The sequence below is a fragment of the Rhodococcus sp. NPDC055112 genome, from assembly GCF_053607505.1.
The window spans coordinates 1-21,135 of sequence record NZ_JBSGTR010000010.1 but is presented as its reverse complement, the minus strand read 5'-3'; the positions used below and the strand labels follow the sequence as shown (position 1 = coordinate 21,135).

Sequence of the window (21,135 nt, the reverse complement as noted above, 5' to 3'; positions counted from 1 at the left end):
GGTATCCGGACGAGCAAACCTTAATGTGAACGACCGTTCAACTCGACAGGCCGGGCCGACCTCGGTGTTCACCCGCCGTTCAGTCAGCGTGCACCTCGTCGTACCCCCGATACGACGAAAGCCCCGGCCAGTGGCCGGGGCTTTCGAAGATGGTGCGCGATACTGGGATTGAACCAGTGACCTCTTCCGTGTCAGGGAAGCGCTCTCCCGCTGAGCTAATCGCGCGAGAAGCCGGAACCGGGTCCGGCCCAAACGAGCGGATGACGGGATTCGAACCCGCGACCCTCACCTTGGCAAGGTGATGCGCTACCACTGCGCTACATCCGCATTGTGCACCATCGGACCCATTGTGTAGGTCCGAGAGTGCGTACAGAAAAGGCACCCGTCCGGGTGCCTTTTCCTTCGTGCGCGATACTGGGATTGAACCAGTGACCTCTTCCGTGTCAGGGAAGCGCTCTCCCGCTGAGCTAATCGCGCGAGGTGGAGACGGGAATCGAACCCGTGTGCACGGCTTTGCAGGCCGTTGCCTCACCACTCGGCCACTCCACCGTCAAGGTCGAGTCCAACCTCGAGAGCGGATGACGGGATTCGAACCCGCGACCCTCACCTTGGCAAGGTGATGCGCTACCACTGCGCTACATCCGCATTGCACTTCCGGGGGCTGCGTTGCTGCCTCCGTGGTGCGAGATGAAACATTAGCCCACGGGGTGTGTAGTCACAAATCGCCAGTTCAGTGACGGAATCGGGGATCGGGTGCAGCGCATTTACTGCACACTTGCCGCGCATTGCAGGGGTGGTCTCCTGCTTTCTTGCTGCTTCCGGGTCGGAGGACCGGGCGGACGGAGAACGAGGGTTGGCGGGGACAGGGATGTGGTTCGGCGGGGATGGGGGCGGGGTCGGACAGCGGTTTTTCACTTCCGCGGAAGTCGTGTTAATGTTCCATCCCGTCCGGCCGCGAGAGTTCAACGCGCGGCTCGGTCCCGTGGCTCAGTGGGAGAGCGTCCGCTTCACACGCGGAAGGTCGCTGGTTCGATCCCAGCCGGGACCACAACGAAAGCCCCCCTCATTCGAGGGGGGCTTTTTTGTGTTCTCGATGTAGCCGGAAGCATTCGTGACCAGCAGACGGCTGCCTCGGGGAGGTGGTGGCGGATACAATCGATGTTCCGCGCTGGCGTCGGGGGGCTCTCAGATTGGAGCTGATCTCGAATGGCCGATCAGGCGAAGCTCCTCGACTATCTGAAGCGGGTGACCGCAGAGCTGTATCAGACGCGGGAGAAGCTTCGTGAGGCCGAGGAGGTCAGCCGCGAACCGATCGCGGTGATCGGTATGGGCTGCCGGTATCCGGGCGGGGTCCGGTCGCCGGAGGACCTGTGGCGTCTGGTGGAGTCGGGTTCGGAAACCGTCTCCGGGTTCCCGGAGGACCGCGGCTGGGGGATCGCGGACCTCTACGATCCGAAGGCCGAGCAGTCCGGCAAGACCTACACGGTGCAGGGCAGCTTCCTCGACGACCCGGCGGGGTTCGATCCGCAGGTCTTCGGTATCTCGCCGCGCGAGGCGCTGGCCATGGACCCGCAGCAGCGTCTTCTCCTCGAAACGAGCTGGGAGACCCTCGAGCACGCCGGCATCGATCCGAGGTCGGTGCACGGTGCCCAGGTCGGCGTCTTCACCGGGCTGTCCGGTATCGACTACGCGGCGCGGGCAGGCGGGGCGCCGCCAGAGGACCTCGAGGGCTACTTCATCACCGGCAACGCCATGAGCGTCGCCTCCGGACGCGTGGCGTACAGCTTCGGCCTGTGTGGACCCGCGATCACCGTCGACACCGCGTGCTCCTCTTCCCTGGTGTCCATCCACCTGGCAATGCAGGCGCTGCGCAGCGGTGAGTGCGAACTGGCCCTCGCGGGCGGGGCGACGGTCATGGCGACCCCAGCGGTGTTCGTGGAGTTCAGTCGCCAGCGCGGACTGGCCAGGGACGGGCGGTGCAAGGCCTTCTCCGCCGCCGCGGACGGCACGGCGTGGGGCGAGGGCTCGGGAATGGTCGCGTTGGAACGACTTTCCGACGCGGAGCGCAACGGTCGCCGGATACTGGCCGTCATCCGTGGCAGCGCGGTGAACCAGGACGGTGCCAGCAACGGCCTGACCGCTCCGAACAAGCAGGCGCAGGAGCGGGTGATCCGGCAGGCCCTTGCCAGTGCCGGGCTCGGCCCCGCCGACGTCGACGCGGTCGAGGCGCATGGCACAGGAACCACGCTGGGCGATCCGATCGAGGCGTCCGCCCTGCTGGCAGGCTACGGCCGCGATCGCCCCGCAGACCGGCCACTGTGGCTCGGCTCGGTGAAGTCGAATCTCGGGCACACCCAGGCGGCCGCGGGCGTGGCCGGGGTGATCAAGATGATCATGGCGATGCGGCACGGGGTCCTACCCAAGACGCTGCACATCGACCGGCCGACCCCGCACGTCGACTGGTCCGCCGGTTCGGTGTCCCTGCTCACCGAGAACCGCGACTGGCCGGAAGCCGGTCGGCCCAGGCGGGCGGCGGTGTCCTCGTTCGGCATCAGCGGCACCAACGCGCACGTCGTGCTGGAGCAGCCACCGTCCGTCGCGCCGCCGTCCGAAGAATCGTCAGCTCCCGAAGGCGAGGTCGTGGCCTGGTTCGTATCGGGCCACACAGAACCCGCGCTGCGCGCCCAGGCCGAGCGGTTGCGCGAGTACGTCGCGGACCATCCCGAACTGACGCCTGCCGAGGTGGCCGGGGCGTTGCTGGGTTCGCGGGCCACCTTCGACCATCGCGCCGCCGTGATCGGCTCGGAGCCCTCGGGACTGCTGGCGGGCCTCGACTCGCTTGGCCGGGGCGCGCCGAGCCCCGATGTGGTCACCGGGCTGGCTTTCGAAGCAGGGGACCGGCCGGTGTTCGTCTTCCCGGGTCAGGGTGCGCAGTGGGTTGGCATGGCCGCGGAACTGCTCGAGACGTCGCCGCAGTTCGCCGACAGCGTGCGCGAATGTGCCGACGCGCTGGCGCCTTACACGAAGTTCTCCCTGCTCGACGTGCTCCGCGACCGCGATCCGTCCTCGCTGGACCGGGTCGATGTCGTGCAACCCGCGCTGTTCGCGGTGATGGTCTCCCTCACCCAACTGTGGCGCGCACACGGCGTCGAACCGGCGGCCGTGGTCGGACATTCGCAGGGCGAGATCGCCGCTGCCTGCGTCGCAGGCGCGCTGAGCCTGTCCGACGCGGCGCTGGTCGTCGCCGCGCGGAGCAGCGTGATCGCCGCGTCGGCGCGGCGCGGCGGCGGGATGGCCTCGGTGGCACTGCCCGCGGACGCGGTGCGGGCGAAGATCGAACCGTGGGCGGGCGCCATCGAGGTGGCGGCGATGAACGGTCCCTCCGCGACGGTGCTGTCCGGTCCCGTCGACGCGCTCGACTCGCTGGTGGGGCAGTTGCAGGGTGAGGGCGTCCAGGCCAGGCGGATCGCGGTGGAGTACGCCTCGCACTGCGCGGATGTGTCGGTGTTGCGCGATCCGATCCTCGACGCGCTCGCCTCGGTCACGCCCCGTCGGTCGCGGATTCCGTTCTATTCGACGGTGACCGGTGGCGCGTTGGACGGCACCACGCTCGACGCGGACTATTGGTACCGGAACCTGCGGCGCCCCGTCCGGTTCGAGCAGGCGACCAGATCGCTGGCCGCGGACGGCTATCGATTGTTCGTCGAGTCGTGCAGCCATCCCATCCTGACCGTGCCGTTGCAGGAGACCCTCGACGCGGCGGGTGTCGCGGGCCGGGCCATCGGCACCCTGCGGCGCGAACGCGCGGGTCTGCGCCAGTTCACCGCTGCGCTCGCCGAGGCCCAGGTGTCCGGAGTGCACATCGACTGGGACCGGGTCGGCTGGGCGCGACGCGGCGATCGCAGGCGGTGGGTTGACCTGCCCACGTATGCCTTCCAGCATCGTCGCTACTGGCTGGACGGTCCCGCGCGGCACGGTGACGTCGCGTCGGCGGGCATGGACACCGGGGGACATCCGATGCTCGCCGCGTCGGTCGAGCTCGGGGACGACCGGGGCGTGGTGTTCACGGGCTTGCTTTCCCCGCAACGCCTTCCGTGGCTGCGCGACCATGCGGTGAACGGGACCGTCATCCTGCCCGGCACGGCGTTCGTGGAGCTGGCCCTGCACGCGGGGAACCGCGTCGCGCGCGGCGGGCTCGAGGACCTCGCGATCGAAGCGCCCCTGCTGATCCCTGCCGAGGGCGAGGTGGCGGTGCAGGTGAGCGTCCTCGCCGAGGGAGACGGCGGCCGCTCGACGGTGGCGGTGCACTCCCGGCCCGCGGATGCCTCGGGGGAGGCTCCATGGACCAGGCACGCCACCGGCACGCTCACCGCGGCCGTTGGCGCCGCGGACTCCGCCGAACAGCAGTGGCCGCCTGACGATGTCACCCCGATCGACGTGCGGGGTCTGTACGAAGTGCTCGACGAGGCCGGCTACGGGTACGGCCCGAGCTTCCGTGGCCTGCGGGCGGCGTGGCGCCGCGGCGACGAGTTGTACGGCGAGGTGAGTCTGGGCGGCGAGGACCCGGCCGAGGCGGTCGTGGGATACGGGATCCACCCGGCCGTGCTCGACGCGGCGTTGCACGTGATCGCGCTCGGTAGCGCGGGGTCCGGCGCGAGCGGGGTCCGGCTGCCTTTCGCCTGGGGCGCTGTGCAGTTGCACGCCATCGGCGCCACCGCTCTGCGTGTGCACGTCGAGGCGATCGGTCCCGAGCGGTACCGGGTCTCCGCCTTCGACGTGGCAGGCAAACCCGTGTTGACCGTCGATTCGTTGGCGCTGCGCCCGCTCGGGGACACCCAGCTTCCCGCCACCGGTGCAGGCGAGAATCTCTACCGCGTGGAGTGGATGCCGGTGGGCGCGGCCGCGGCGGGCGGGGCGGAGCTGTTGCCGCTCGCGGAGGCACTGGCGGGCGGTGACCACTCCGGTCGGGTGCTGTGGCTGGACTGCGAGCCGGGCGGGGAGTCCGACGTGCCGGCCCGGGCGCACGCCGCCGCGGAGGCAGCGTTGACCGCCGTCCAGTCCTGGCTCCGCGAGGATCGGCTGGCGCAGACCCGCCTGCTCGTCACGACCCGGCTCGGGGTCGGCGTGCGCGACGGCGAACCGATCGACGACGTGTCGGCCGCGCCCGCATGGGGGCTGATCGGTGCGGTGCAACACGAGTTCCCGGACCGCATCCGCCTGGTGGATCTGGATGCGCCTGCGGGTGAACCCGCCGATCCCGCGCTGCTGGCAATGGCATTGGCCTGCAACGAACCCCAGCTGGCGATCCGCGACGGCGTGCTGCTGGCGCCCATGCTCGCCGCGGAGGCGCCCGTCGCTGCCGCACACGATGAGGATCCGGCCCCCTTCGGTCCGGATGGCACGGTCCTCATCACGGGGGGCACCGGGACCATCGGCAGGCTGATCGCCCGCCACCTCGTGGCGCGATACGGGGTTCGCCGGCTGGTGTTGACCAGCAGGCACGAGCAGGGCGCCGACGGCGCGGCGGAACTGCGGGCCGAGGTCGCCGAATCGGGGGCCGAGATCCGTCTGGCCGCCTGCGATGTCGCCGACCGCGCGGCGGTCGCCGCCCTGCTCGCCGACATCCCCGACCTGTCCGGCGTGATCCACGCGGCCGGGGTGCTCGAGGATGCCACCGCCGCCACCGTGACCCGAGACCAGTTGCACGACGTCATGCGTCCCAAGGTGGACGGTGCCTGGCATCTGCACGAACTCACCCGCGACCACGACCTGTCGGCGTTCGTACTGTTCTCCTCCGCGGCGGGTGTGCTCGGCGGCGCAGGCCAGGCCAACTATGCGGCCGCGAACGTCTTCCTCGACGCACTGGCGCAGCACCGTCGCGCCCGCGGGCTGAAGGGGATCTCCCTGGCCTGGGGGTTGTGGGACCGGCCGAGCGGGATGACCTCCCACCTGAACGCGGCAGACCTGGACCGGTTGCAGCGCTCCGGCATCGACACCATCAGCCCGGAGTCGGGGTTGGCCCTGTTCGATGCGGCGCTGGCCGTGAACCGGCCGCTGATCGTTCCGATACGCCTCTCGACGCGACCCTCCCGATCCGACGCCGAGTCCCTGCCGCCGATCCTGCGCCGGGTCCTCGGGATCCGTCGCCGGGTCGCCGCCGCCGAAACACCCACCGGCCTGGCCGACGAGTTGCGGGCACTCGATCCCGGCGAGCGACACGGCCGGATCCTCGACCTCGTCACCACCCACGTGGCCGCCGTACTCGGTCACGACAGCAAGGAGGCGATCGACCCGGAACGGGCCTTCAAGCAGCTCGGCTTCGACTCGCTGACCGCCGTGCAACTGCGCAATCAGCTCGCGACCGCCACCGGCGTCGGACTCGCCGCGACCGTGGTGTTCGACCATCCCACCGCCGATGCGCTCGCCAGGGAGCTCGTGGCCCGACTGCTCGGCGGCGACGCGGCACCGTTGCCGACCCGGTCGGCGCGAACTCGGAGGGGCGAGGACCCGATCGCGATCGTCGGGATGGCCTGTAGGTATCCGGGGCGGGTGTACTGCCCGGACGACCTGTGGCAACTCGTGCGCGAGGGCCACGACACCGTGGGTGCGTACCCCGACAACCGCGGCTGGAATCTCGCCGAGGTCTACCACCCCGACCCGGAGCGCACCGGCACCACCTACATGAGCCAAGGCGGATTCCTCTACGACGCCGACGAGTTCGACGCCGCGTTCTTCGGCATCAGCCCGCGCGAGGCGATCGCGATGGACCCCCAGCACCGGCTGCTCCTCGAGAGCGCATGGGAAGCGTTGGAACAGGCGGGGATCCAGCCGAACGGACCGGGACTCACCGACACCGGCGTGTACGTGGGACTGATGGGAGGCGACTACGGCTTCCACCTGATGAGCAGGCGCAACGTCGACGCCGAGGGATATCTGATGACCGGCACAAGCAACAGCGTTGCCTCCGGCCGGATCTCGTACTCTCTCGGCTTCACCGGGCCCGCGGTCACCGTGGACACGGCCTGCTCGTCGTCACTGGTGGCCATGCATCTCGCGGCGCGGGCCCTGCGCGACGGCGAATGCGCGCTCGCGTTGGCGGGCGGGGCGACGGTGATGTCCACACCGGGCGTGCTGATCGAGTTCAGTCGCCAGCGCGGCCTCGCCGCGGACGGTCGGTGCAAGCCGTTCTCGGACCGGGCGGACGGCACCGGGCTCAGCGAGGGCGCGGGCATGGTGGTGCTGGAGCGGCTGAGCGACGCCGAACGCAACGGCCATCGGGTACTGGCGATCGTCCGCGGATCGGCGGTCAACCAGGATGGGGCCTCCAACGGATTGACCGCACCGAACGGGCCGTCCCAGGAGCGGGTGATCCGCCAGGCGCTGGCCGATGCTGCGCTCGAACCCACCGACATCGACGCCGTGGAGGCACACGGCACCGGCACGACGCTCGGTGACCCGATCGAGGCGCAGGCGCTGCTGGCCGCCTACGGGCAGGACCGCGAGGGCAGGCCGTTGTGGCTCGGTTCGGTCAAGTCGAACATCGGCCACGCCCAGGCCGCGGCCGGGGTCGCGGGCGTGATCAAGATGGTGATGGCGATGCGGCACGGGGTGCTGCCGCCGAGCCTGCACGGCGATGCCCCGACCCGGCACGTCGACTGGACCGCGGGAGAGGTCTCGCTGCTCGCCGAACCGGTTTCGTGGCCGGAGACCGGGCGGCCCCGTCGCGCGGCGGTCTCGTCGTTCGGAATCAGCGGCACCAACGCGCACCTGATCCTCGAACAGCCACCCGACGTTCCTGCGCCCGATCTCCCGCAGCAAGCCGCCGCGCCGCTGGCCTGGGTGATCTCAGGAAAGACCGGCGACGCGCTGCGGGCGCAGGCAGCTCGGTTGGCGGAATTCCTCGACAATGCGGCAGAACTCCCCGATCCGGCCGACGTCGCATACTCCCTGGCCACCACCCGATCCGGCTTCGCCCACCGCGCCGCGGTGATCGGCGAGACGTTCGCCGACCTGCGCGACGGCCTGGACCACATCGTGCAGGGGCGACCGGGCGGCAATGTCATCGAGGGGACCAGCGTCCGCGGCAAGACGGCCTTCATGTTCACCGGCCAGGGCGCGCAACGGATCGGGATGGGCCGTGGCCTCTACGAGGCCTACCCGGTGTTCGCGGAGGCACTGGACGAGGTCTGTGCCGCACTCGACGAGCACGTAGAAGTCCCGGTGCGGGAGGTGATCTGGGACGACGCCGAGGGCGGCGCCGCCAAGCTCGACAGCACCGAGTACACCCAGCCCGCCTTGTTCGCCGTCGAGGTCGCGCTCTATCGGCTGCTGCGGGACTGGGGCATCACCCCTGACTACCTGATCGGCCACTCGATCGGCGAGATCACCGCGGCACACGTCGCCGGAGTGTTCAGCCTGCCCGACGCCGCAGCCCTTGTGGGCGAGCGCGGACGGTTGATGCAGTCGACGAAGCCGGGCGCGATGATCGCCGTCCGCGCTCGGGCCGAGGACGTGCTCGCACGGATCGACGACCGGGTCGATCTGGCTGCCGTCAACGGTGCCGAATCGGTGGTGCTCGCGGGCGGTGAACGCGATCTGGACACCGTTGCATCCGAATTGGCGGCCGCCGGGCTGAAGACCACGAGCCTGCGGGTCGAGCGGGCCTTCCACTCCACCCTGATGGACCCCATCCTCGACGAGTTCGCCACCGTGGTGTCGAGGCTGACGCCGCAGCCGCCGACCGTGCCGATCATCTCCAACGTCACCGGTCGCGTCGCCACCGCCGACGAACTCGTCTCCCCGGACTACTGGACGCAGCACATCCGGCAATCGGTGCGCTTCCACGACGGCATTCGCGCCCTCGACGAGCTCGGTGTCACCCGCCTCGTCGAAGTCGGTCCCGGCGCGACCCTGACCGCGCTCGCCGCGGAGGTCGTCCCGAACGCGATCGCCACGCTGCCAGGACGCGGAGACGAGGCGCACGGGATCGTCGCGGCGGTCGCGGCGGCCTACGTGCAGGGCGTCCCGATCGACTGGGATCGGGTACTGCCAGGGCGTCGACGGGTCGACCTGCCCACCTACGCATTCCAGCGTCGCTCCTTCTGGCCCTCGACATCGATTGGGAGTACCGGTGATCCGACGGAGCTGGGGTTGGGTCCGGCGGAGCATCCGCTGCTCGGCGCGGCGGTGAGCCTCGAGGACGGCGCGCTGATGCTCACCGGACAGCTCTCGTTGCCGCGCGATGCGTGGCTCGTGCCGCCGCCTGCCGATGACGGTGAGCCGCCGTCTCCCGACGCTCCGCAGTCGGTCTCGAGCGCGGTGCTGGTCGAACTCACGCTGCACGCTGCCCACCACATCGGTCTCGACCACATCGACGAACTGACGCTGCACCGGCCACTGACCCTCCCGTCGCCTGGGCAGGCATCGATCAGGGTGCTCGTGTCGCCGACCGACGCCGTCGGCGGTCGCACCGTCACCATCTCGTCGAACGCGGCCGAGGCCGACAGCCCCGATACCTGGGTCAGGAACGCCTCCGCGACGATCGACGACGTCGTGGGCCCCGCCGCGGCTGCCGCGCAACAGGTTCCCGGCGACGTCGAGGCCGAGGTTCGGCTGGAGGAAGGCACCGACGCGACCGGCTACGGCATTCATCCGGAGCTGTTGGAGGCCGCGCTCGAGCCGATCCTCGGGTGGGACGGCTGGCCGGTGACCTGGTCGGGACTCCGTCTGCACACCGTCGGAGCGGAGGCGGTGTCGGTGCGGTCCGCGGTGCGTGAGGACGGGCGACATCACGTCGCCCTCAGCGACCCGCGCGGTGAGCCGGTGCTGACGGTCGACGCGCTGCGGGTGGTGCCAAGGGAGGTCGACGGGTCGGGTCCGGGTGGCAGGGCGGCTCCGCCGCTGCACCGGCTCAGCTGGATTCCGGTGGAGGGTCCCTCGTCGGAGCCGGCACCTGGACCGGTGGCAGTCCTCGGTTCCGGGTGGCCGGGCGACGTTCCTGCGTTTCCCCACTATCCCGACCTGGCGGCGTTGCGAGCCGCGATGGAGTCCGTCGCCGACGGCGACGATCGGGTCCCGTGGACGGTGCTGGTCGGATGCGGGACCGGGGGCGAGCACGGTCCGGACGTCACCCACGAACTGTGCGCCCGAGAGCTGGGCCTGCTGCAGGAGTGGCTGGACGACGATGCCGTCGTCGACAGCAGGCTGGTGATCGTGACCCGCAACGCGATGGTCACCGATGGCGGGCAGGACAGCGACGCGGATGCCGACCTGGCGGCCGCCGCGGTCTGGGGACTCGTGGGGTCCGCGCAAAACGAGAACCCGGACCGGTTCGTGCTCATCGACCTCGACGACGCATCTGATGCCGAAGCCGCGATCACGTCGGCATCGGCGAGCGGGGAACCCCAGTTGGCGGTCAGGAACGGCACCCTGCTGGCACCCCGGTTGCGGCGCATACCCGCCGTCGAGAGATCGGCACCGTTCGATCCCGACGGCACCGTTCTCGTCACCGGCGGCACCGGCACCCTGGGCTCGTTGGTGGCCCGGCACCTGATCGCCACGCACGGCGCGCGGCATCTGGTGCTGACCAGCAGGCGCGGACCCGACGCGGAGGGTAGCGACCAGCTGCGTCGCGAGCTCGCCGATCTGGGAGCCGAGGTGAGGATCCTCGCCTGCGACACCTCCGATGAGCCCGCCCTCGCGGCGCTGCTGGCCGGGATACCGCAGGAGCACCCGCTGACCGCGGTGATCCACGCCGCAGGCGTGATCGACGACGCCACAGTCGGTTCGTTGACGCCCGAGCGGCTCGACACGGTGCTGCGCCCGAAGGTCGACGCGGCCTGGCACCTGCACCGGCTGACCGCGACATCCGGGGTGCGGGCCTTTGTGCTGTTCTCCTCGCTAGGCGGTGTCCTCGGCGCGCCGGGACAGGCGAACTACGCGGCCGCGAACATGTTCCTCGATGCCCTCGCGCGGCACCGCCACGCCCTCGGTCTTCCCGCGGTGTCGATCGCGTGGGGCATGTGGGCACCGCCGAGCACGATGACCGACAACCTCGGAGCGATCGATCTCGCCAGGGCGCGCCGCAGTGGCATGGTTCCGATGACCGCTCCCGACGGCCTCGCCCTCCTCGACGACGCCATGGCCGCCGGTGTCCCGGCCGTGGCCGCCGCCCGGTTCGACCTCTCCGGGTCGGCCGGGCCGTACCTGCCTGCCCCGCTGCGCGGCCTGATCCGGGAACCGCGCAGGCGTGCCGCGGGGTCGGGCTCGGCCGGATCGAGCGGGTCGGGGCCGTCGGATTGGGCGCAGCGGCTGGCCGACATGTCGATTCCCGAACAGCGGCACTTGATGCTCGAACTGGTCCGGGCAGGCGCCGCCGCGGTGCTCGGCCACGACGCCGGGGACTCGGTCGACCCCGACCAGGCGTTCAAGGAGCTGGGCTTCGACTCGCTCGCCGCCGTGGCGCTCCGCAACCACCTCGGTGCGGCCACGGGGCTGCGGTTGCCGCCCACCATGGTGTTCGATCACCCGAGCTCCCGCGCCGTCGCCGAGTTCCTGCGCGCGGAACTCGTTCCGGATCCGGTGTCGGTGGCGTTCGCCGACGTCGACCGACTTCGCGCGACCATCGCCGAGTTCGGGGAGGACAGCGAGGCAAGGGCGGCGCTCACGAAACGCCTGGCCAACCTGTTGGCCGAGGTCGGCGCGGGCGAGGGTGCGCATGCCGACGCAGTCGACAAGATTCACGCGGCGACCAGTGAGGAGATCCTCGACCTGATCGATCGTGGCCTGTGAATCTGCGCCGGTGGGGGACACCGCCCCCTTCTTCTCCTGCCGATGTTGGGGTGTAATGGACGCCCATGACCGTCGTCCACAGCTTTCCCGCCGTACTCGACGACCGCGCCGACACCTTGATCCTCGGGTCGATGCCGGGCATTCCGTCGCTGGCCGCGGGCATGTACTACGCGAATCCGCGCAACAGTTTCTGGCCGATCATGGGCGAGCTGTTCGACGCGGGGCCCCGGCAGACGTACGCGCAGCGCCTGCAGCGGCTGCAGGACGAGGGCATCGCGCTGTGGGACGTGCTGAAGCTGTGCAGGCGGGAGGGCAGCCTCGACTCGAGCATCGACCCCGATTCCGAGGTGGCGAACGACTTCGCGGCCCTGTTCGAACGTCACCCCCGGATCGGCCGGGTCTTCTTCAACGGGGCCAAGGCCGAACAGGCGTACAGGCGCGCCGTCGTCGCACGCGGCCTGCATCCGGAGTCGGTCGCCATGGCGCGGCTGCCATCGACGAGTCCGGCGAACGCGGGCACCCCGGTGGCGGACAAGCTCGCGGCGTGGCGGGCGGTCGCCAGGTAGGTCGACGACCGGCGCGCCGCGACCGGTCCGTCGGTACTGTTGGCCGGGTGGTGACGACTGAGAATCGATGGATGCGCCTGCGGCGGGATATCGCAGGCAACACCGCGGTGAACCTGGCCTACCGCATCTGCGTCGGCGTGGTCGGCGGACTGGTCCTCGTCGTCGGCATCATCGCGATTCCCTATCCCGGTCCTGGCTGGTTGATCGTGTTCGCCGGGCTGGGCATCCTCGCCTCGGAATTCGCGTGGGCGCACCGCCTGCTCCGGTTCGCCCGGGAGCGCTACGACAGGTTCATGGCGTGGTTCGGCCGCCAATCGGTCGTGGTGAAGACGCTGTCCGCGTTGCTGACGTGTGCCATCGTGATCGGAACCCTGTGGGTGCTGGGAACTTTCGGGCTGATCGGGGGTTGGGTGGGCATCGAGCACCCGATCCTGGACAGCCCGCTCTAGTCGTGGTGCCGGATCAGGAACTCGGCCAGGCCTACGAGCGCGCGGTCGCGGCGATCCCGTCGCTGCGGGAGGCGACCGTACCCGAGCCGGGCGCGGTCGAACACCCCGGCGGTGTACTGGTGGACCGGGACTGGCTGGCGGCCAGGATCGCCGACACCGCGCGCCGCTGGGCCTGCCAGGATCCCCGTGTCTGCGCCACGCTGTGGTGGTACTCGGCGAGCTCGACGTTGCTGTCGGTGCCCGCCTCGATGCTGCTGGCGACGGGCCTCGCGCCCGACCCCGCTCTCGAGGGGCTGACCTGCACGTTGCGACCCGACGGGTATCTGGGGACCATTCGCTCCGAGGTAGGCATCCGCGACGACGAGGTGCTGGCCGAGCGGATCGGCGCCGCGCTCGCCCCGATCATCGCGGCATTGAGTGAACTCAGCGGTGCCGGCGTGCGCTCGCTGTGGGCGATCGCGACCGACTCGCTCGGCAACCGCGCGCTGGACGCGGGCACCGCGCTCGGCAGCCCGGTGCTCGGCAGCGCGCTGGCGGTGCGGTTGGCAGATCTGATCGGCGCCGAGATGCCGCGCCCCCGGTTCGTCGACGTCGGCCGCGGGGGACTGACCGGTGCGGACCCACTGGCCGCGCCCGCACCGGTTTCCCGGCGGGTGATCCGCAGGTCGTCCTGCTGCCTGATCTACGAAACGGAACCCGACCCGGTGGCCGCCGAGGGCGTCAAGTGCACCAGCTGTCCCCGTCAGCAGCCGTCGGTTCGTGCGGCTCGGCTCGGCGCGCTGCTCGGGTGACAGGCCCGTCCGATCGGAGTGCCGATAGCATGAGGGCTCACCGAGCTGCCGACTTCGAGTCGGCGCAGAACATCGAGGAGCACATCGCCGTGACCACGCCCGCATCCGCAGTCTCAGCCGCCCACGTCCGGGTGCCCGCGGGGACTACCGCCGGTACGGCGGTTCGGGAGGCGGGGCTCACCGGTAAGGGTGCCGACGCCATCGTCGTGGTCCGGGACGCGGAGGGCCAGCTCAAGGACCTGTCCTGGATCCCAGAGGAGGATGCACTGGTCGAGCCGGTCGCGGCCGACTCGGAGGACGGTCGCACCGTGATCCGGCATTCCGCGGCGCACGTGCTCGCCCAGGCCGTGCAGTCGGAGTTCCCGAACGCCAAGCTCGGCATCGGCCCGCCGATCAAGGACGGCTTCTACTACGACTTCCGGGTCGACGAGCCGTTCACCCCGGAGGACCTGGCCCGCCTCGAGAAGAAGATGAAGCAGATCATCAAGGGCTCGCAACGCTTTTCGCGGCGCGTGGTCGAGAACATCGAGGACGCCCGCGTCGAGCTGGCGAACGAGCCGTTCAAGCTCGAACTGATCGACGACAAGTCGGGCATCGACGATCCCGAGGTGATGGAGGTCGGCGGCAACGAGCTGACCATCTACGACAACCTCGACCCGAGGACCGGCGAGAAGGTGTGGGGCGACCTGTGCCGCGGCCCGCACATCCCCACCACCAAGCACATTCCCGCCTTCAAGCTGACCCGCAGCTCGGCCGCGTACTGGCGCGGCGACCAGAACCGCGAGGACCTGCAGCGCATCTACGGCACCGCATGGGAGTCCTCGGAGGCGCTCGACAAGCACATGGAGCTGATCGCGGAGGCCGAGCGTCGCGACCACCGCAAGGTCGGCGCGGAGCTGGACCTGTTCAGCTTCCCCGACGAGCTCGGTTCCGGACTGCCGGTGTTCCACCCCAAGGGCGGCATCATCCGCCAGGAGATGGAGAACTACTCCCGTCAGCGGCATGTCGAGGAGGGCTACGAGTTCGTCTACTCGCCGCACATCACCAAGGGGCACCTCTACGAGGTCTCCGGTCACCTGGACTGGTACCGCGACGGCATGTTCCCGGCGATGCACATCGACGAGGAGCTGAACGAGGACGGCACGGTGCGCAAGCCCGGCCAGGAGTACTTCCTCAAGCCGATGAACTGCCCGATGCACAACCTGATCTTCCGGTCCCGTGGTCGTTCCTACCGCGAACTCCCACTGCGCCTGTTCGAGTTCGGCTCCGTCTACCGCTACGAGAAGTCGGGCGTCGTGCACGGCCTCACCCGCGTGCGCGGCATGACGCAGGACGACGCGCACATCTACACCACGCGCGAGGACATGCGTGACGAGCTCACCCGCACGCTGAACTTCGTGCTCGGCCTGCTCAAGGACTACGGCCTCGACGACTACTACCTCGAGCTGTCCACCAAGAACCCCGACAAGTACGTCGGCGACGACGCGACCTGGGAAGAGGCGACCAACACCCTTGCCGAGGTCGCCGAGGCGTCGGGCCTGACCCTGATCCCGGACCCAGGCGGCGCCGCGTTCTACGGCCCGAAGATCTCGGTGCAGGTTCAGGACGCGCTCGGGCGAAGCTGGCAGATGTCGACGATCCAGCTCGACTTCAACCAGCCCGAGCGCTTCGAGCTCGAGTACACCGGGTCGGACGGCGCCAAGCATCAGCCGGTGATGATCCACCGCGCCCTGTTCGGTTCCATCGAGCGGTTCTTCGGTGTGCTCACCGAGCACTACGCGGGCGCGTTCCCGGCGTGGCTGGCTCCCGTGCAGGTCGTCGGCATCCCCGTCGCCGAGGCCTTCGAGGAGCACCTGTTCGACGTGGTGGCCAAGCTCAAGGCCGCCGGTGTCCGGGCCGAGGTGGACGTCAGCGACGACAGGATGCAGAAGAAGATCCGCAACCACACCACGCAGAAGGTGCCGTTCATGCTGCTCGCGGGCGAGCGGGACGTGGAGGCCGGCGCGGTCAGCTTCCGCTTCCGCGACGGCACCCAGATCAACGGCATCGCGGTCGCGGACGCCGTCGAGGCGATCACCGGCTGGATCGCGAGGCGCGAGAACGCCTCGCCCACAGCGGAACTGCTGGGAGACCTCGGATGAGCGACGAGGGCTCGGTCGTCGACACCGGACCCGGTGACCCGGACCGGCTGCAGCGACTCTGGTCGCCGCACCGGATGTCTTACATCGCCGAGGCGCCGAAGGTCACGACCCCGGGCGAGGGACCGTTCACCGACATCCCGAAGATGAGCGACGAGGAGGGGTTGATCGTCGCCCGCGGCGAGCACGTCTACGCGGTGCTCAACCTGTACCCGTACAACCCCGGCCACATGATGGTGGTTCCGTACCGCCGCGTCGCCGCGCTCGAGGACCTCACCCCCGAAGAGTCGGCCGAGTTGATGGCGTTCACCCAGCAGGCGATCCGCGTGATCAAGCGGGTCTCGCGTCCGGACGGTTTCAACGTCGGGCTGAATCTGGGCGCAGCGGCGGGCGGTTCGCTGGCCGAGCACCTGCACCAGCACATCGTCCCGCGCTGGGGTGGCGACGCGAACTTCATCACCGTCGTCGGTGGGGCGAAGGTGATGCCCCAGCTCCTGCGCGAGACCAGGGCGCTGCTCTCGGCAGCCTGGAACGCGTGAGCCGTATCGCCTGCGTCATGGCAGGATCGTTGACGAGATCAACTCGAAATCGGGTCACTTCCAGCACAGGAACGGGGGTCGACAGGTGCTGAGCGTTCTCGGGCGCGCCGCGGTGTCGAAGGTGATCGCGCCGGTGGGCAAGGCCTTGGTCGCGGTCGGGCTGTCCCCGGACGTCGTGACCGTGTTCGGCACGACGGCCAGTGTGGTGGCTGCGATCACCCTGTTCCCCTCGGGACACCTGTTCTGGGGCGCGATCGTGATCGCCGCGTTCGTCCTGTTCGACCTCGTGGACGGCGCGATGGCGCGGGAACGCGGCGGCGGGACCCGGTACGGGGCGGTGCTCGACGCGACCTGTGACCGGATCGCGGACGGTGCCATCTTCGCCGGTCTCGCCTGGTGGGCGGTGTACCACGAGAACAGCCGGTCGCTGCTGGTGGCGACCCTGATCAGCCTGGTCACCTCGCAGGTCATCTCCTATGCCAAGGCGCGCGCCGAGGCGAGCGGACTGTCCGCGGAGGGTGGCCTCATCGAACGGTCGGACCGCCTGGTGATCGTCCTCCTCGGCTCCGGCCTGACCGGCCTCGCGGGACACTTCGGCATCGACTGGCTCGAATGGGCTGTCTACGTGGCGATGTGGCTGCTGGCGGTGGCGAGCATCGTCACCGTGGTCCAGCGGCTCCTGCAGGTGCGCAACGCCCCTGGTGCCCGGGATCCGCTGCCGACGAAGACCGGCACCGCGGAGAGCGGAGAGGCGCCGACGACGTGAGCTGGACCGAACGGGCAAGTGACCTCGGCTACGCCGCCGGGTGGCGGTTGGTTCGCGCGCTGCCGGAGGGGGTGGCGGAGTCGCTGTTCAACCGGGGCGCGGATCTGGCCGCCCGCCGCGGCGGCGGCCCGGATCAACTGCGCCGCAACCTGGCACGGGTACTCGGGGTACCCGCCGCAGAGGTGCCGGACGAGCTGATCAGGGACTCGCTTCGCTCCTACGCACGCTACTGGCGGGAGGCCTTCCGGCTGCCGTCGATGGATCATGTCGAGCTCGCCAAGCGGCTCAACGCGCACGTGTACGGCCAGGAGCACCTGGACAAGGCCCTCGCGGACGGCCGCGGAGTGGTGCTCGCGTTGCCGCACAGCGGGAACTGGGACATGGCGGGCGTGTGGGCCGTACACCGCTTCGGCTCGGTGACGACCGTCGCCGAACGGCTCAAGCCGGAGTCGCTGTACCAGCGTTTCCTCGCCTTCCGGGAGGGGCTGGGGTTCGAGATCTTCCCGCTCAGCGGTGGGGAGCGTCCGCCCTTCGAGCAGCTGGCCAAGCGGCTCCGTCAGAACCGGGTGGTGTGCCTGCTGGGGGAGCGCGACCTCGCCAAACACGGTGTGCCCGTGACCTTCTTCGGCGAACCCACCAGGATGCCCGCAGGCCCTGCCAAGCTCGCGATCGACACCGGTGCCGCGCTGCTCTCGGTGCACTGCTACTTCGAGGGCGACGGCTGGGGCTTCCAGGTCGATCCGCCGGTGGACACCGCAGGCGGGGTGGCCGCGGCCACCCAGGCCCTCGCCGACCGCTTCGCCGCCAACATCGCGGACCACCCGGCGGACTGGCACATGCTCCAGCCGCTGTGGCTCGCTGACCTGTCCGAGGGCAGGCTGGCGCGGATGGAAGCGCCATGAGGATCGGGATGGTCTGTCCCTATTCGTTCGACGTGCCGGGTGGGGTGCAGGCCCACGTCGTCGAGTTGGCATCGGTGCTGATCGAACGGGGGCACAAGGTCAGCGTGCTTGCGCCCGCATCGGAGGGCACCGAACTCCCCGACTTCGTGGTCTCGGCGGGCCGCGCCGTCGCGATCCCGTACAACGGCTCGGTGGCCCGGTTGAGTTTCGGGCCCGTCTCCTATGCCCGGGTCCGGCGGTGGATCGTCGACAACGATTTCGACGTGCTGCACATCCACGAGCCGAACGCGCCGAGCCTGTCGATGCTGGCGATGAAGATCGCCGAGGGCCCGATCGTGGCGACCTTCCACACCTCGACGACGAAGTCGTTGGTGCTGAGCACCTTCCAGGGCGTGCTCGCGCCCTATCTCGAGAAGATCAGCGGCCGCATCGCCGTCTCCGAACTGGCGAGGCGGTGGCAGATGGAGTCGCTCGGCTCGGATGCCGTCGAGATCCCCAACGGTGTCGACGTGCCCGCGTTCGCGAACGCGGACCCGCTACCCGGGTACCCGCGCGCAGGCGGCACCGTGCTGTTCCTCGGTCGCTACGACGAGTCGCGCAAGGGCATGGCGGTGCTGCTCGAGGCGTTGCCGGAGCTCGTCGAGAAGCATCCCGACCTGGAGATCCTGGTCGTCGGCCGCGGGGACGAGGACAGGCTGCGCAAGGACGCGGGCAGGTATGCCGGGCACCTGAAGCTGCTGGGTCAGGTCACCGATGCGGAGAAGGCCTCGGCCCTGCGCAGCGCGGACGTCTACTGTGCGCCGAATCTCGGCGGCGAGAGTTTCGGCATCGTGCTCGTGGAGGCGATGGCGGCAGGCACGGCGGTGGTGGCCAGTGAACTGGACGCTTTCCGCCGGGTGCTGCGCGACGGCACCGCCGGGATGCTGGTGCCGGTAGGCGATTCGGCCGCGCTTGCCACCGCGATCGATTCGGTGCTCAGTGACCCGGACCGCCGTCGCGCGCTGGTCGGCACGGCCACCGAGGTGGTGGCCGAGTACGACTGGCCGGTGGTCGCGGAGCAGATCCTGCGCGTCTACGAGACGGTGACGGTCGGCGGCAGCGGCGTCGGCGTGGAGGTCCGCTCGTGACCTTCTCCGCGACCTCGATCCTCGTCCTGGCGCTGATCGCGGCGGTCATCATCGCGATCGGCGTGTGGGCGTACGGCACCGCCAACAGGCTCGACCGATTGCACGTGCGTTCCGACCTGTCCTGGCAGGCGCTCGACTCCTCGCTCGCGCGCAGGTCGGTGGTGGCCCGTGCGGTGGCCGCCGCGCTCACACCTGATGGGGTCGCCCCGGTCCCGGACGGAAAAGCCCTTGCGGCGTTGGCGATAAAGGCCGAGCGGGCGGATCGCGGACACCGTGAGACCGAGGAGAACGCGCTGTCCGTCGCGCTGGCGTCGGTGCCTGCCGAGGCGTTGCCGCCCCAGCTGGTGGCGGAGCTGGCCGATGCCGAGGCCAGGGTGCTGATCGCCCGCCGCTTCCACAACGATGCGGTGCGCGACACCCTCGCGCTGCGGACCCGGCGACCGGTGCGCTGGCTGCACCTCGGCGGCACCGCCCCGCTACCCACCTACTTCGAGATCGCCGAGCGCACCGCCCCGGTGGTGGGCGCAGGCATGAACGTGGACGAGACGCGGACGTCCTCCCGCGTGGTGCTGCTCGACGAGAAGGGCCGGGTGCTGCTGCTGCGCGGGCACGACCCGCAGGTGCCCGACGTCTACTTCTGGTTCACCATCGGCGGCGCCGTCGAGATGGGGGAGACCCTGCGGGCGGCCGCCGTCCGGGAGATCGCCGAGGAGACCGGGCTGACGGTGGACGAGTCGGTGCTGCGTGGCCCGATGTGGCGCCGGGTCGCGGTGTTCCCCTACGACGGCGAGCTGATCCGCTCCGAGGAGCTGTTCTTCGCGTTGCAGACAACCGAGTTCACTCCCACCCGCAGCGGCTTCACCGACCTCGAACGGCGCGCGATCACCGGTCACTGCTGGTGCAGCCCGAGCGACATCCGGGAGATCGCCGCGACCGGCGAGGTGGTGTACCCGGAGGAGCTGCCGGACCTCCTGGAGGAGGCGAATGTCGTGGTCGCGAGGCTGGTCGAACCCGAGGTCCGATCGATTCGCTGACCGGCCGACCGGCAGAAACCCGCATCGTCCTAGAATTGAACGAGTTCCCCTGACAGGTCACTACCGATGGAGTTTGCCGTGAGCACCCCTGATACCGCCCCGACCACCGGCACGGCCCGCGTCAAGCGCGGCATGGCCGAGATGCTCAAGGGCGGGGTCATCATGGACGTCGTCAACGCAGAGCAGGCGAAGATCGCCGAGGACGCGGGTGCTGTGGCGGTCATGGCCCTCGAGCGCGTGCCCGCGGACATTCGCGCGCAGGGCGGCGTTTCCCGGATGAGCGACCCGGACATGATCGACGGCATCATCTCCGCCGTGTCCATCCCGGTGATGGCCAAGGCCCGGATCGGCCACTTCGTCGAGGCACAGATCCTGCAGTCCCTCGGCGTCGACTACATCGACGAGTCCGAGGTGCTGACCCCGGCCGACTACGCCAACCACATCGACAAGTGGAAGTTCACCGTGCCGTTCGTGTGCGGCGCCACCAACCTGGGTGAGGCGCTGCGTCGAATCACCGAGGGCGCGGCCATGATCCGCTCGAAGGGTGAGGCAGGCACCGGCGACGTCTCCAACGCCACCACGCACATGCGCACCATCCTCGGTGAGATCCGTCGTCTCGGTTCGCTGAGCGAGGACGAGCTCTACGTGGCGGCGAAGGAGCTGCAGGCGCCGTACGACCTCGTGGTCGAGGTGGCCAAGGAAGGCAAGCTCCCCGTCACCATGTTCACCGCGGGCGGCATCGCCACCCCGGCCGATGCGGCGATGATGATGCAGCTGGGCGCGGAGGGCGTGTTCGTCGGCTCGGGCATCTTCAAGTCCGGCAACCCGGCCGAGCGTGCGGCCGCGATCGTGAAGGCCACCACCTTCTTCGACGACCCGGACGTGCTGGCGAAGGTTTCCCGCGGCCTGGGCGAGGCGATGGTCGGCATCAACGTCGACGATCTGCCGGTCTCGCATCGGCTCGCCGAGCGCGGCTGGTGATCGGCGGCGTTTCGATCGCCTGAATTCTCGACGCGGCCCCGCATCCCTGATG

The 21,135-nt window shown here is 69.9% G+C and carries 11 protein-coding genes and 6 tRNA genes; 12 read left to right on the top strand and 5 right to left on the bottom strand.

What is annotated here, in order from left to right; translation table 11 throughout:
- Positions 1 to 150: 150 nt before the first annotated feature.
- The 5 genes from ACWFRB_RS07635 to ACWFRB_RS07615 form a co-directional block, all read right to left on the bottom strand.
- A tRNA-Val gene (locus ACWFRB_RS07635) sits at positions 151 to 225 on the bottom strand.
- A gap of 30 nt (positions 226 to 255) precedes the next feature.
- Positions 256 to 327: transfer RNA gene (locus tag ACWFRB_RS07630), tRNA-Gly, on the bottom strand.
- A 78-nt stretch (positions 328 to 405) separates the two neighbouring features.
- Positions 406 to 477 (bottom strand) — tRNA-Val (locus ACWFRB_RS07625).
- A 1-nt stretch (position 478) separates the two neighbouring features.
- A tRNA-Cys gene (locus ACWFRB_RS07620) sits at positions 479 to 549 on the bottom strand.
- Between the two features lie 24 nt (positions 550 to 573).
- Positions 574 to 645: transfer RNA gene (locus ACWFRB_RS07615), tRNA-Gly, on the bottom strand.
- A gap of 331 nt (positions 646 to 976) precedes the next feature.
- Here ACWFRB_RS07615 and ACWFRB_RS07610 point away from each other — a divergent pair.
- The 12 genes from ACWFRB_RS07610 (at position 977) to pdxS (ending at position 21,083) form a co-directional block, all read left to right on the top strand.
- A tRNA-Val gene (locus tag ACWFRB_RS07610) sits at positions 977 to 1,048 on the top strand.
- Positions 1,049 to 1,206: 158 nt separating this feature from the next.
- Positions 1,207 to 11,790: an SDR family NAD(P)-dependent oxidoreductase gene (locus ACWFRB_RS07605; protein ID WP_452639964.1), complete on the top strand. Its 10,584-nt coding sequence runs from the start codon at positions 1,207 to 1,209 to the stop codon at positions 11,788 to 11,790.
- Positions 11,791 to 11,855: 65 nt separating this feature from the next.
- Positions 11,856 to 12,356 (top strand): DNA-deoxyinosine glycosylase, encoded by a 501-nt coding sequence (locus ACWFRB_RS07600; RefSeq protein ID WP_452639962.1) that lies wholly within the window; start codon positions 11,856 to 11,858, stop codon positions 12,354 to 12,356.
- A 71-nt stretch (positions 12,357 to 12,427) separates the two neighbouring features.
- Complete coding sequence (locus ACWFRB_RS07595) at positions 12,428 to 12,805, top strand: TIGR02611 family protein (RefSeq protein ID WP_452640078.1); 378 nt, start codon at positions 12,428 to 12,430, stop codon at positions 12,803 to 12,805.
- 2 nt (positions 12,806 to 12,807) lie between these two features.
- Positions 12,808 to 13,596, top strand: a complete 789-nt coding sequence (locus tag ACWFRB_RS07590) for a (2Fe-2S)-binding protein (protein WP_452639961.1) — start codon at positions 12,808 to 12,810, stop codon at positions 13,594 to 13,596.
- Positions 13,597 to 13,685: 89 nt separating this feature from the next.
- Entirely contained in the window at positions 13,686 to 15,737 is a 2,052-nt protein-coding gene (thrS, locus tag ACWFRB_RS07585; protein WP_452640076.1) for a threonine--tRNA ligase, read from the top strand.
- The gene (locus ACWFRB_RS07580; protein ID WP_027499599.1) at positions 15,734 to 16,273 is read left to right on the top strand and encodes an HIT family protein; all 540 of its coding nucleotides are present in this window, start codon (positions 15,734 to 15,736) and stop codon (positions 16,271 to 16,273) included. Before thrS ends, ACWFRB_RS07580 begins: the two co-directional genes overlap by 4 nt.
- Positions 16,274 to 16,358: 85 nt before the next feature.
- Complete coding sequence (gene pgsA / locus ACWFRB_RS07575) at positions 16,359 to 17,039, top strand: phosphatidylinositol phosphate synthase (protein WP_452639959.1); 681 nt, start codon at positions 16,359 to 16,361, stop codon at positions 17,037 to 17,039.
- Positions 17,036 to 17,941 (top strand): phosphatidylinositol mannoside acyltransferase, encoded by a 906-nt coding sequence (locus ACWFRB_RS07570; RefSeq protein ID WP_452639958.1) that lies wholly within the window; start codon positions 17,036 to 17,038, stop codon positions 17,939 to 17,941. Before pgsA ends, ACWFRB_RS07570 begins: the two co-directional genes overlap by 4 nt.
- A complete protein-coding gene (locus ACWFRB_RS07565) occupies positions 17,938 to 19,068 on the top strand; it encodes a glycosyltransferase family 4 protein (protein ID WP_452639957.1) in 1,131 nt (376 codons plus the stop codon). Before ACWFRB_RS07570 ends, ACWFRB_RS07565 begins: the two co-directional genes overlap by 4 nt.
- Entirely contained in the window at positions 19,065 to 20,102 is a 1,038-nt protein-coding gene (locus ACWFRB_RS07560) for an NUDIX hydrolase (RefSeq protein ID WP_452639955.1), read from the top strand. Before ACWFRB_RS07565 ends, ACWFRB_RS07560 begins: the two co-directional genes overlap by 4 nt.
- Positions 20,103 to 20,180: 78 nt before the next feature.
- Positions 20,181 to 21,083 carry a pyridoxal 5'-phosphate synthase lyase subunit PdxS gene (pdxS, locus tag ACWFRB_RS07555; protein ID WP_452639953.1) on the top strand — a complete coding sequence of 301 codons (903 nt, stop codon included), beginning with the start codon at positions 20,181 to 20,183 and terminating at the stop codon, positions 21,081 to 21,083.
- Positions 21,084 to 21,135: the final 52 nt, after the last annotated feature.